We start from the raw sequence: 12,802 nt of genomic DNA, 5'->3' as shown, positions 1-12,802 counted from the left end.
ACGGTATGCACACATCTCGTTATGGTGACGACAAGGCGGCTGAGCTCGGCAAATTGATTCACCTGTGAAATTCCGCTGGCGGCGCGCGCTTGGCGTGTGATTCTGTCCTCGACACGTCGTATCATTTCGGGGTGTCGCCATGACGCTTGAAAATCTGTCGTTGGGCCGGTTCGGGGATTGCCGTCTCGATAAAGGGGGGCGGTGCTGCTCGATCGCATCCTCGTGCGCCAAACCATCTGCCTGCGTCGGCTCAGCGCGGGCGATCGCGCGCAGGAGGTCGCCTTCGGCCCCTTCCTGGCCAACGAGAAAGTGACGCCCGAGCGTTTGATCGAGGGCTGGAGCGAGCAGACAGGATCGGCGGTGGCCGGAAGGCATGTGCTGGCCATCCAGGATACGAGCGAGATCAACTTCAAGACCAAGCCGGGCCGGCGGCGCGGCCTGGGCGAGATCGGCAAAGGCTCGGGCCGCGGCGTGCTGGTGCATGCGATGGTGGCGGTGGATGCCGACAATGGCAGCTGCCTGGGCCTGGTCGGCGGCTCGGTTCGCACGCGCAGCAAGGGCCGGGTCGAGACGCCTCACGCCAAGCGCGCGCTGAAGGACAAGGAATCGCGCCGCTGGATCGAAACCGGCGCCCAGGCCGAGACTGTGCTGGCGCAGGCCGCCATGGTCACCGTGACGCACGACCGCGAGGGCGACATCTACGCCTGCTGGGCGCGCCTGCCGGGCGATGATTTTCATGTGCTGGCGCGCGCCATGCACGACCGCGCCGTCGCCTGCGGGGGCACGCTGTCGAGCGTCATGGCGAAACTCGACTTCGTTTCGACGCGCGCCGTCGAGCTGCTCGCCACGCCCAAGCGCGAGGCGCGCCGAGCGGTGCTGAGCCTGCGCTTCACCTCGGCCGAGGTGGTGCGCCCCGACGGCCCGGATGCGCGCGGCTTGCCCGAGACGGTGTCGTTGCGGGTCGTCGAGGTGGTCGAGCTCGACCCGCCCGAAGGCGTCGAGCCGGTGCGCTGGCGCCTGCTCACCACCCACGCGGTCGCCGATGTGGCGGCGGCTTGGCAAATCGTCGACTGGTACCGGCTGCGCTGGACGATCGAGCAATTGTTCCGGCTGATGAAGACGCATGGCCTGCAGCTCGAGGACAGCCAGCTCGCCAGCGCCGAGGGCCTGATCAAGCTCGCCGCCATCGCCGCCAAGGCGGCGGCGACGACCTTGCAGCTCGTGCAGGCGCGCGACGGCAAGAGCGGCGAATCGGCGACGATCGCCTTCAGCGCGCCGGAGATCGCCGTGCTCGACGGCCTCGCCGACCAGTACCGAGGCAGGACGACGCTGCAGAAGAACCCGCGCCAGCGCCATAGCCTGGCCTGAGCCGCCTGGATCATCGCCCGCCTGGGCGGCTGGAACGGCTATCCGTCGTCGAAACCGCCAGGGCCGATCACGCCGCGAGCTCTCCCGGCCCCTCACCTCACCTCGCCCCGCTCGCGGGTCTGCGAGCGGGGAGAGGAGGCGGCCGGCGCCGTTGGCAATGCGGTCGTCGCGAGCGATGCGTTCGGGCGAAGGCGACGGGGCTTCCCGCATCTCTCCCGCATGTCTGCCCGGGGATGAAAGAAGGACACGTCCTTTTCGTCGACGGACCGCCTACAGCAGCAGCGCCAGCGCCGCCGCGGGCGCGCAATCGGCGGCGCTCGACGCGGCTTGCGGCGCCGTGTCGATGAATTCGGCGACGTCGCGATAGGCGCGTCCCTCCGCGTCGGCGAGCCGCGCGATCAGGCCGCGGCCGACGCCGGCGCCGACGATCGGCGCGTCGTCGCGCATCGCGCCGCGCGAGCGCAGCAGCGCGATCTGGTCCTCGATGATGCGGATCTGCGCCCGCGCCAGAAAGGACGCGAAGGCGCGCCATTGCTCGGGCGAGGCCTCGGCCGCATCGCGGCCCGCGAGCCGGGCGAGCCGCGCGATCGAGGCCTCCACTGTCTTGGGGCGGCCGTCGGCGGCCGGCTCGCTGTCGACGCCTTCGGGCAGCGCGCCGAGCAGCCGATGCACATCGGCCATGGTGGCGAAATTTTCGCGCAGCAACGGCGTCCAGCGGCCGCCGAGCGGGGCGAGAGCGATGGTCGCCGCCGGGTCGCCGCGCAGCAGTCCGGAATAGACGAGCTCGCCATTGGCGAGCCGCTCGGCGTCGCCGCCGCCGAGCGCGTTCACGGCGCCGCCGGAAATGGGAACGAGATCGGCGGTCGTCGAGCCGATGTCGATGAGCAGCGCCTCGGGAATGCGCCGGGCGACGATCTCGGCGCTGGCGCGCCAATTGGCGGAGGCGACGGCCGCCGCCGCCGCGGGCAGCGCGCCATAGGGGACGAGCCCCTGCGCGCCGGCGTAGAACAGCGCATGAGTCGCGCCGGAATGGCGCAGGAAGATCGCGGCGATCGAGGCGACGCCGGCGGCGCGGGTCTCGAAGGCGTCCGACAGCTCCGCCGTCATGGTGACGGCGTGACGTTCGGCGGGACCGAGCCGCTCGCGCGCGGCGGCGATGGCCTCCTCGAGCCGCGCCAGCCCATAATGCGGATTGCAGGGAAGCTGCACAGCGGCGACGATCCGTCCGCCCTCGGCGCGCGCAGCTTTCAAATTCGCGCCGCCGATGTCCCAGCCGATCGCGCTCGTCATGTCGAAACCCTCCGAAAGTTCAAAAGCGCGCGACGTGTCGATGATACGAAAGTTTCGAGGCGCGCTCCGCGCCCCCCGGGGAAGGGGGCGAGCGGCCACGGGCGTTCTTGCGGGACGCCCTGTGGCCATTGGTGAATGTATCGACGCCAGGGACGGGGCTCGGCCGCGTCCCCGCGGGGTCAGACCAGCTCGCGCGCCAGCGCGAAAGCGTGGCGGAAGTCGAGGCAGAGCGGCTTGTCGGAGGTGGTCATCTGCTTGAACAGGCCGGTCTCGGTCCCGTATTTGATGTCGCCGATGGCCAGCGCGCCGATGCCGAGCGCGCCCGAGGGCAGCTCCACGCCCTTGTCGTGCAGGCCGACGCCCTCGACGCCGAGCGGCGGCACGGCGTTGACGTCGGCGGCGATCAGCAGCGTGGATTTGGCGGCGGCGAGGTCGTCCTTGGACAGAACCTGCACGCCGGCGCGCGCCGCGCACAGCGCGATCTCATGCTCGACCAGCAATGCGCGGACATGCTCGGCGGTGCTGCCGTCGGCCGGCTTCACCTTGACGCCGAAGCGCTTCTCGATCTCTTCCGCCTGCTTCACGACCCGGTCGAGCCCGCTATAGCCGACGATGGTCACCTCGGCGCCCTCGAGCGCGGCGATGACGGCCGAGGAGAAGCCGACGACGCCGGTCGCGCCATAGACGACGACCTTGGCGCCTTTCAGCTCGCGATTCTTCTTCTCGCGCAGCACCTTCTCGACGAAGGCGACCATGGCGCCGGCGGTGGTGAAGGAGCCATAGGGGTCGGCGAACAGCGAAATCTCGAAGGGCTTCAGCAGCGCGCCCTTGGCGGCCTCCAGCATGTCGAGCGCCAGGATCGCGTCACGGCCGGCGAAGAAGATTCCGGTGCGCAGGGCGGCCGAGGGGGCGCGCGAGAACATCGCGTCCTGCACCAGAGCGGTCACCTCGTCGAGCGTCACATTGGTGTAGGGGATCGCCGCGTCGAACCCTGCGTCGAGCGCCATGTTGACGTCGAACGGGCTCATATGCTTCAGCGTGCTCAACATATGCAGGATCGCTTTGGCGGCCATGGGCAATTCCTAACCTTTCTGTGGCGCGCGCGGACGCCGGGGAGGCCGCCCGGACGCGCGAATCCCGGGACGGCGGGCGCGCGGCGGGCCCGGTCGTGCGAATGGCGAGACGCATAGACCGCAGAACGGCGCGATTGTCCAGCCTCTTGTCCCGCCATAGGACGGGCGTCCTCGGCGTCCGGTCTATTCCGCGATCGGGACGAGCAGGCCGCGCGAAGCGACGCCCCGCACCCGAGCCACCCTCGGGCGGGCCGGATAGGCCGCTCTCGGACCCGTGATTATGATCGAGCGCGACTGTCGGCCGGCGGCGGACGCGCGCCGCGCGCCAGAGCTTTCAATGATCGATTTCACCGCCGAAGGAGTTCCGCCCAATGCCGTTTCCGATGCCGCATGCGCTGGCGAGCTGCGTTCTGGCGCTCGTGGTCGCCACTCTCGCAGCCGAAGGCGTCGGTCGCCTCGGCTTTCCGATCGAGCCGGCCTCCAAGCGCATCGGTTGTCTCGACGGCCTGCGCGGCTATCTCGCGCTGTTTGTGCTCGTCGGCCATGCGATGATCTGGGTCAACGTCCTGCGGGGAGACGGCCAGTGGCGTGGCGCGCCGCTCTACCCCTTCGGCGGCGTCGGCGCGGCCGCCGTGCCGATGTTCTTCATGATCACCGGACTTCTGTTCTACCCGCGCGCGCTCGCTGGAATCCAAAATGTGAATTGGACGGCGACCTTCATCGGGCGCGTTTTTCGCATTTTGCCGCTGGTCGCCGTCTCCGTGCTGGCCGTCTGCTGCCTGATCGCGATGCGGCATGGCGCGCCGGCCGATTACTCGCTGCGCGAGCTCCTCCTCGCGACGACGAAATGGATGCTCACCCAGGAAGCGCCGATTTTCCGCGTCGCCGATTCCGGGCGCTTCAACGCCTATGTGCTATGGTCTTTGGAATATGAATGGATTTTCTATCTGGCGATCCTGCCGGCCGTCGCCGCGGTCGCGAGCCTGAAGCCGGCGCGCCTGCCGAGCTGGACGCTTCCCGCCCTCCTGCTCGTCGGCTCACTGAGCGCGCGTCTCGTCATCGATCGCCAGCTCGTGGCTTTTCTTCCGCTCTTCGCCGTCGGAATGCTCGCTTATGAGATCCGCCGCATCGAGAGCCTTCGAGGCCTCTTCGCCTCCGATCGGTTCTCCTGGGTGGCGCTGGCCGCCGTGCTGGCGGCGGCGGCGCTTCCGACCAGCGCCCTGTCGATCCCCAACATCATCCTCAACGGTCTGTTCCTGACGGCAGTGGCGTGCGGAAACAGCTTTTGGGGGTTCCTTCACAGGAAGGGGCCGATGGTGCTGGGGGCGAGCTCGTTCGGCGTCTATGTCATTCACGGCGTCGTGCTGGCGGCGCTCTATGGCGGCGGCGTGGTGGGCGATCTTCCCATCGATCGGCTGATTTTTCTGTTTCCGGCCGCCGCTCTCGTCGTCGTGCTGATCGCCGCGCTGGCGCATGTGACCATCGAGCGGCCGCTGATCGCGGTCGGCGCGCGCCTCTCGCGATATGCGTCGCGCACGAGGCGAGCCGCCGCTGTCGACGACTCTCCCTCGGAGGGCGGGGAAGCGGCGCGCCGCCGCCTCACGCCGGTCGGTTCTTGACCAGATCCTCCACCACGCTCGGATCGGCCAGCGTCGATGTGTCGCCGAGCGAGCCGAGCTCGTTCTCGGCGATCTTGCGCAAGATGCGGCGCATGATCTTGCCGGAGCGCGTCTTCGGCAGGCCGGGCGCGAATTGGATCACGTCCGGCGAGGCGATCGCGGAAATCTCCTTGCGGACGAATTCGACGAGCTCCTTGCGCAGCCGCTCCGAGGGCTCCACGCCGCCCATCAGCGTCACATAGGCGTAGATGCCCTGGCCTTTGATGGAATGCGGGAAGCCGACCACCGCCGCCTCGGCCACCTTCTCATGGGCGACGAGGGCGCTCTCGATTTCCGCCGTGCCGAGACGATGGCCCGAGACATTGATGACGTCGTCCACGCGGCCGGTGATCCAATAATAGCCGTCGGCGTCGCGCCGACAGCCGTCGCCGGTGAAATATTTGCCGGGATAGGCGGTGAAATAGGTCTGCACGAAGCGCTCGTGATCGCCGAACACGGTGCGCGCCTGTCCCGGCCAAGAGTCCGCCAGCAGCAGATTGCCCTCGGCCGCGCCTTGCAGAATATTGCCGCCGGCGTCGACGATCTCCGGCTGCACGCCGAAGAAGGGCAGCGTCGCCGAGCCCGGCTTCAGCGCCGTCGCGCCCGGCAAAGGCGAGATCAATATGCCGCCGGTCTCGGTCTGCCACCAAGTGTCGACGATCGGGCAGCGGCCCTCGCCGACGACGCGGTGATACCACTCCCACGCCTCCGGATTGATCGGCTCGCCCACCGAGCCCAAGAGACGCAGCGATTTGCGGCTCGTCTTCCTCACCGGCTCCTCCCCCGCGCCCATCAGCGCGCGAATGGCGGTGGGCGCGGTGTAGAAGATGTCGACCTTGTGCTTGTCGATCACTTCCCAGAAGCGCGAGACGGTCGGATAATTGGGCACGCCCTCGAACATCAGCGTCGTCGCGCCATTGGCGAGCGGGCCATAGACGATATAGCTGTGGCCCGTCACCCAGCCGACATCGGCCGAGCACCAGAACACCTCGCCGTCGCGATAGTCGAACACGAGTTCATGAGTGAGCGAGGCGTAGACGAGATAGCCGCCGGTCGTGTGCAGCACGCCCTTGGGCTTTCCGGTCGAGCCGGAGGTGTAGAGGATGAACAAAGGGTCCTCGGCCCCGACCTCGGCATAAGGACAATCGTCCGAAACTTTCTTCGCCTCGTCCTCGTAGCGAAAATCGCGGCCGGGCTTCATGTCGACCTTGGCGCCGGTGCGCGTGACGACGATCACGGTCTTGGCCGGCGTCTTCTCCAGCGCGGCGTCGACATTGTCCTTGAGCGCGATCTTGCGGCCGCCGCGCAAGCCTTCGTCGGCGGTGATCACCACATCCGATTGCGCGTCCTCGATGCGTCCGGCGAGCGCGTCCGGCGAGAAGCCGCCGAACACCACCGAATGCACGGCGCCGATGCGCGCGCAGGCGAGCATGGCGTAGGCGGTCTCCGGAATCATCGGCATATAGATCGTCACGCGATCGCCTTTGCGCACGCCATGAGCTTTCAGCACATTGGCGAAGCGGCACACCTGCTCGTGCAGCTCGGCATAGGTGATATGGCGCGAGAGCGACGGATCGTCGGCCTCCCAGATGATGGCGGTCTGCGCGGCGCGATGCGGCAGATGGCGGTCGACGCAGTTCATCGCGACATTGGTGGAGCCGTCGCCGAACCATTCGATCGAGACGTTATGCGTGTCGAAGCTGACGTCCTTGACGCGCGTGAACGGCGCGATCCAGTCGATCCGCCGCCCCTGCTCGGCCCAGAACCCGTTCGGATCGTCGATCGAGCGCCGATAGCCCCTCTTATTCGTGACGGTCCGATTTTTTGCATCGTCGGGCCGTTCGGCTCGCGGGCCGCGCGGGGGCGTTCGGCTTTTTCACCGCTTCGAGGATCGCACTTTCGGGAACGCGTTGGGAGGAATGGGAGAGACGAGAGGGGGCGCGCCGCCCCGTCGATCATGGTCCTGCGGGCATGAGCAGCGCCGCCGGCATGGAGCAGAAGAGATCGGCCTCGGGGCAGGCGGCGGCGAAGGCGAGGCGCACGCGGCTCGCGGTCTCGATCACGCGCGCGGCGATCTTCAGCAATCGCAGGCGCAGAGTCGAGAACTCGGCTTTGGCGAGGTCGCGCGGGCGCGGGATCGCGTCGCGCACGCCGAGCATCAGCCAATAGGCGGCGGTGTGCAGGACGAGGCGCACCTGATTGGCGAGCGCCGAACGACACGAGGTTCGATCGGAGCAAAGCTGCGTCTTGTGCAGCTTGATGAGATTCTCCGCCTGTCCGCGCGCGCAGTAGAGACTCTCATAGAGCCATTGCGGCGCGCCATGCGCGCGATTGGTGACGATGAAGCGAATGTCGAGGCCGAGCCGCGTCGCCTCGATGCGGGCGATCGCGCGGCGCTCTCTGTCCCAGGACTTGGCCCGGTGACGCGTCTCGGCATAGCCTCGCACGACGTCCTTGTCGTCGAGGGCGCGCTCGACGCGGACGGCGTCCGCCGTCTCCTCGACCTTCTTGGACAGCGGCTTGGTTCCGGGAAGGCCGAAGACGTAATCGACGCCGTGATCCTCGCACCAGGCCATCGCCTCGGGCCGCGCATAATGCCCGTCGCCGCGAAACAGGATGCCCGTCGTCGGCCAAGACTTGCGGATATGCCGCACGAGCCGGCGCAGATGCGCTCTCACCTCGACGCCGGACGGCGTCTTGCCCGGGCGCAGGATCATAACGACGGGACGGCTCTGCTCGGTGTCATAGACATGGATCGGCAGAAAGCAGCGCTCGTCATAATGGGCGTTGAACAACGACAATTGCTGATGGCCATGCGCGATGTCGCAGGTGTCGTCGATGTCGAGTGTGACCGAAGATGGCGGCTTCTCGTAGGAGGCCATCCATTGGTCGACGAGCGCATAGGTCAGGCGGATCACGTCGCGCAGGGCCGGCGCGTTCTCGAGCCGCGACAGCGTCGGCTGCGAAGCGAGATCGCGGCCCGTGTCGGGCAGGCGCCCGCAGGCGAGCTTGAACGCCGGATCGGAGCGCAGAAAATCGAGATCGTCGGCGTCCTCATAGCCGCAGCCGATCGCGAAGATGCGGGCGCGGATCATATCGGCGAGCGTGTGGGTGATGCGCGCAGGATCGCGGCGATCGGGAAAGCAGCGCGCCAGCCGTTCGGCGACGCCGAGCCGGCGCTCCGCCATGGCGAGCAGCATGACGCCGCCGTCCGAGGAGATGCGGCCGCCGTCGAAAGCGGCTGTGATTTTCTTGCCCTGGACGGCTGGAAACGAGAAGGCGGGGAACGTATCGTCTGTCATGGCGGGCGTGGCAGGCCGGTGCAGCGGGAAAGGGTTGGTGTCAACAACCAAATCCTACGCCGTTTCAGTGATCTATGCTACGCTCGCCACCCTTCCAACAGCGCCTTCATGAATAAGACGGGATAGAGCGCCGCATAGGCCTCGGCGTCGACACGCGCGACCTTTTGCCACGCCTCCGGGACGGGATAGAGTTTTTCTGACATTCGAGCGTTCTCCCGATCGTCGGCGCCGCATGCGTGCGCCATTTTCTTTGTCGTGAATATGACTGGATTTGTCGCCACAGGCTATGGCCCCGTTCGCGAAGGGCGCCCGTCGTTTCGGCGCCGGGCGCCTCGTCTCGGGTCCGACGAGGCCGCCGCGCCGCCGCGACAACGGGTCGCAGATCGCGCGCAAGTCCTCCGTATTACAGGAGCTGCGCGTATGCCGCGAGCTGAATTTCGCCTTGCCGTGATCGTGATCGGCGCCGGATTTGCGGCTGTTTCGGCGCGACATTTCCCGACGAGGAGCGGACATGAAGAGAAACGGGTTTTCGTTCGACGCCGTCCTGCAGCTGTGTCTTCGCCGCTGCGACACGATCTTCTACACGCTCGTGGCGATCGTCGCCCTCGCCCGGGCGATCGTCGATGTCCAGCACGGCACGTTCAGCGTCGAGCTCTATTCTCCGCTCGTCAATCTCGTCGGCTATCGTGAGCTGCTGCGTCTCTTCCTGTGGGCGCGCGAAAATCCGCGCTATGCGATCGCCTCCCTCTATGGCGCGGTCGTCGCTTCGGCGCTTCCGGTGATGTTCACCCATCCGAGCGCCTTCCTGTTCGAGGCCACCGTCTATCTGCTGCTGCGTCTGGCCGCCGGCCTCTTGTTCGCGCTCGACGAGCGGCAAGTGGTGAAGCTCTATCGCGAGGTTCTGTTCGACTATTATAATCGCAAGCCGCCGAGCCCGCGCGACCGCAAGCGTCGCAAGAGCCTCATCGACCGTCTTGCGATCGACGACGGCCTCGTTCCCGACGCGACCTGAAGCGGCGACGCTTCGTTTCTTCAGTCATCTCGACCTCGAGTCGGCGCGGCGGCGTCTTCGGCCTCCTCCTGCGCCCGCCGCGCGAGCCGCGCCGCGCGCTCCTTCAGCGCATCGTAGATCGGCTCGTTGCGGCAGGCCGCGGCGGTCGCCATCGCGGCGAAGCAGGCGGCGAGCATGGGCAGCAGCAGCTCGGAGCTGTTCGTCATCTCGGTGATGAGGATCATGCCGGTGAGCGGCGCGCGCACGACGGCGGCGAAATAGGCGGCCATGCCGACGATCGCATAGGCCATGCCCTTTTCCTGGGCGTCGGCGCCATGCAGAACGAGGCCGATGAAGAAGCCGAGCTCGGCGCCGAGCGTGAGCAATGGCGCGAACAGTCCGCCCGGCGTGCCGGCAGCGTAGGAGACGACGCCGAGCAGGAAGCGAAGAGCGAAAATGATCGGCAGAGCCGCGAGCGCGAAATCGCCGTCGAGCGTGCGCTGCGTCAAGGTCTCGCCGCCGCCGACGACGCCGGGCGCGAAAAAGGCCAGCGCCCCGATCGCCGCGCCGACCAGCGCCGCCTTGCGCTCGATCTTCCACGGCAGATCGTCGGCGAGATCGAGCGCGCCGAGAATGGCGCGATTATAGGCGAGGCTCACGAGACCCGCCGCGACGCCGATGAGAAGGCTCGCCGCAATGTCGAGCGCGGCGACGTCGAAATGCGGCGCGACGCGCAGCTCCGGCGTCGGGCCGACGATGAGCCGCATCACCGCGATGGCGCCGACCGAGGAGCCGAGCGCGACGGTCGCATGACGCATGTCGAAGCGGCGCAGCAGCTCCTCGAGCACGAAGGCCGAGCCGGCGAGCGGCGCGTTGAAGGCGGCGGCGAGCCCCGCTCCGGCGCCGGAGGCGAGCAGCGCCTCGGCGTCACGCCATTGGCGGCGAAACAATCGGGCGATCTGATGCGCCAGCGTCGCGCCCATCTGCACCGAAGGCCCCTCGCGCCCGAGCGCCAGACCGGCCCCGATCGCCAGCACGCCGCCGATGAATTTGACCGGCAGCAGAATGGGCGAGGCCGGCGGCTCCTGGCGATGCAGCACAGATTCGACATGGGGAATGCCGCTGCCGACCGCCGAAGGCACGATGCGCCGCACCAGAAAGGCGGCGAGCCACGTCGCTGCGGCGGCGCCGAAAATCATGATCGCGCAGCCGAGCGCCGGCCGATCCTGCATCCAGATCGGTATCGCCGAGCGCATCGCGTCCGCCCACTGCAATGCGAGGCGGAAGCCGCCGCAGAGCAGCCCCACCAGCACGCCCGAGAGAATGGACAGCAACCCGAGAGGAAACAATCCGGCGAGCTCGGAGGGCGGCGCGGGCGGCGCCTCCTCGACCAGCGCCGGCGGCGCGTCATCGATGCGCGGCTCGATCACGAGATCCGTCGCGCCGCCGAGCAGAACGAGCCGCTCGCCAAAAGCGTCGCGCGTCAAGGCCAGGCGCCGACCGCCACCGAGCGAGACGAGATCGGTCGCCTCGGCGAGCTTCTCGCTGCGGCGACGCGGTCGGCGCCCCTGCGCGAGCCGCAGCATTACCGGCAAGGTCATGCAGCCGAGAACGACGAAGGCCGCGAGCAGCAGGTCCGTGTCGTCGTCCATCTCGCCTCGTCGCCTGCGATTCGCGCGTTGAAGTCGCGCCAGCATAGCGCCGCGGTGGCGGAAGAGAACGCCCCAAAGAGCGAAAGCGACGGGGCGCCCCTTGGCGAAACAGCGATGTTAATGTATATAACATTCACATCGGCCGCGATCGAAAGGCGATCGCGCGGCGCCGATGATCCAGGAACCGGAGCGTCCGAACATGGGCTGTCATCGTCACCACCGCATGGGTCCGACCCCGAGCGGCGCAGGCTTCGACCCGCATGAGCGATTCGGCGGCTGCGGACGCGGCTTCAAGCCGGTCGAGCTGCTCGTCGTGATCCTCGGCTTCATCGTCTTCTGGCCGATCGGCCTCGCCCTCCTCTTGTTCAAGGTGTGGCAGCGCAAATTCGGCTATGAGGGCGACGTCTTCGCCTTCGCGCAGGAGCGCGCCGCCGATCTTCAGACGCGCTGGCGCGAGGCGAGCGGGCAGGGCCGCACGGATGGCTGGCGCGGGCCGGGCTTCATGCGCTCCTCGGGCAATGTCGCCTTCGACGATTGGCGCGAGAGCGAGCTCGCGCGCCTCGAGGAGGAGCGCCGCAAGCTCGCCGAGGCGGAGCGCGAGTTCGCCGAACATATCGACGAGTTGCGCCGCGCCCGCGACCGCGAAGAGTTCGAATCTTTTATGCGCGCTCGGCGTAACGGCGAGGCGCCGCAGGGCTGACCGGATCGAAGCGCGTCGCGGTCCCCGGGGCCGCGACGCGCTGCGTCACCGCCGTCCCGAGAAAACGTCGACGGCGACGGTCATTTCCCGCGGCGGCGGAGGGAAGGGGCTGGCGGCGCGCACGGTCTTCATCGCGTCGGCGTCGAGCTGCGGATGCCCGCTGCCGGCGATGATGCGCAGGCTGCTCGGCACGATTTGTCCGCTCGCGGCGATGGTGAAGGCCACTGTCGCCGAGCCGCGCAAGCCGGCGGCGTGCGCCTTCGCCGCATAGGCGAGGCGCCGGATGCGCTTGGCGAGCTGCTTGGCGTAGAGATTGACGGGATCGTCGTCCTGCTTCTCGTGCTTGGCGCTCGTCTGCGCCTTGCGATCCTCCTCCTCGCCTTTCACGTCGCGTTCGCCGGTCTCGGCCTTTTTCGTCTGCGGCGGCGTGTCGGTCGCCTGCTTGGCGGCCTGCGCGATCTCGCCGTCGGCGTTCTGCTCCGGCGTCGGCTCCTTCGGGCTCGCGACGTCCTTGGGCGGCTGCGCGTCGGCCTTGGTGTCCTGAGCGGTGGCCTCTTCCGTCTCGCTGTCGGAAAGCGCGCCTTCGAGATCGAAGACCAGCGGCAACGCCGCCTCGCCGTCATCCGGCCAAGCGTCGGCGACGAAGGGCAGCAGGCACAGCGCGCCATGCAGCGCGATCGACGCCGCTATTCCATGGGCGAATGTGAAGCGGTGTCGCGCGCGTAGCGCCGGATCGAGCATGCTGATGACGGTCATGTCTTTCGCACT

The 12,802-nt window shown here is 67.9% G+C and carries 10 protein-coding genes and 1 pseudogene; 4 read left to right on the top strand and 7 right to left on the bottom strand.

Annotation, left to right across the window (positions count from 1 at the left end; all coding sequences use genetic code 11):
• Positions 1-201 precede the first annotated feature (201 nt).
• Complete coding sequence (locus tag CQW49_RS13895) at positions 202-1,368, top strand: IS4 family transposase (protein WP_051418702.1); 1,167 nt, start codon at positions 202-204, stop codon at positions 1,366-1,368.
• Between the two features lie 270 nt (positions 1,369-1,638).
• Here CQW49_RS13895 and CQW49_RS13890 read toward each other — a convergent pair whose 3' ends face one another.
• A complete protein-coding gene (locus tag CQW49_RS13890; protein WP_004448481.1) occupies positions 1,639-2,658 on the bottom strand; it encodes a hydantoinase/oxoprolinase family protein in 1,020 nt (339 codons plus the stop codon).
• 179 nt (positions 2,659-2,837) lie between these two features.
• Positions 2,838-3,731 (bottom strand): NAD(P)-dependent methylenetetrahydromethanopterin dehydrogenase, encoded by an 894-nt coding sequence (locus CQW49_RS13885; RefSeq protein WP_004448482.1) that lies wholly within the window; start codon positions 3,729-3,731, stop codon positions 2,838-2,840.
• Between the two features lie 371 nt (positions 3,732-4,102).
• On the opposite strand from CQW49_RS13885, the gene CQW49_RS13875 reads away from it, so the two are divergent.
• Entirely contained in the window at positions 4,103-5,350 is a 1,248-nt protein-coding gene (locus CQW49_RS13875) for an acyltransferase family protein (protein WP_004448484.1), read from the top strand.
• On the opposite strand, the pseudogene acs reads toward CQW49_RS13875, so the two are convergent.
• From acs to CQW49_RS26095, 3 genes and pseudogenes are all read right to left on the bottom strand, one after another.
• A pseudogene (acs, locus tag CQW49_RS13870) lies at positions 5,331-7,184 on the bottom strand (acetate--CoA ligase); the annotation flags it as partial. The gene CQW49_RS13875 and the pseudogene acs overlap by 20 nt on opposite strands.
• 160 nt (positions 7,185-7,344) lie before the next feature.
• Entirely contained in the window at positions 7,345-8,691 is a 1,347-nt protein-coding gene (locus CQW49_RS13865) for an IS1380 family transposase (protein WP_003616184.1), read from the bottom strand.
• 77 nt (positions 8,692-8,768) lie between these two features.
• Positions 8,769-8,894: a hypothetical protein gene (locus tag CQW49_RS26095; protein ID WP_274541222.1), complete on the bottom strand. Its 126-nt coding sequence runs from the start codon at positions 8,892-8,894 to the stop codon at positions 8,769-8,771.
• A 308-nt stretch (positions 8,895-9,202) separates the two neighbouring features.
• Here CQW49_RS26095 and CQW49_RS13855 point away from each other — a divergent pair, with 308 nt between their 5' ends.
• Positions 9,203-9,703 (top strand): hypothetical protein, encoded by a 501-nt coding sequence (locus CQW49_RS13855; RefSeq protein WP_004448488.1) that lies wholly within the window; start codon positions 9,203-9,205, stop codon positions 9,701-9,703.
• 20 nt (positions 9,704-9,723) lie between these two features.
• Here the strand turns inward: CQW49_RS13855 and clcA are convergent, their stop codons facing one another.
• Complete coding sequence (clcA, locus tag CQW49_RS13850; protein WP_004448490.1) at positions 9,724-11,334, bottom strand: H(+)/Cl(-) exchange transporter ClcA; 1,611 nt, start codon at positions 11,332-11,334, stop codon at positions 9,724-9,726.
• A 199-nt stretch (positions 11,335-11,533) separates the two neighbouring features.
• Here clcA and CQW49_RS13845 point away from each other — a divergent pair, with 199 nt between their 5' ends.
• A complete protein-coding gene (locus CQW49_RS13845; protein ID WP_004448491.1) occupies positions 11,534-12,034 on the top strand; it encodes a DUF2852 domain-containing protein in 501 nt (166 codons plus the stop codon).
• Positions 12,035-12,079: 45 nt separating this feature from the next.
• Here the strand turns inward: CQW49_RS13845 and CQW49_RS13840 are convergent, their stop codons facing one another.
• Positions 12,080-12,790 (bottom strand): energy transducer TonB family protein, encoded by a 711-nt coding sequence (locus CQW49_RS13840; RefSeq protein ID WP_004448492.1) that lies wholly within the window; start codon positions 12,788-12,790, stop codon positions 12,080-12,082.
• Positions 12,791-12,802 lie beyond the last annotated feature (12 nt).

The sequence above is a fragment of the Methylosinus trichosporium OB3b genome (assembly GCF_002752655.1).
GTDB lineage: Bacteria > Pseudomonadota > Alphaproteobacteria > Rhizobiales > Beijerinckiaceae > Methylosinus > Methylosinus trichosporium.
This window is presented reverse-complemented; position numbering and strand designations above follow the sequence as displayed.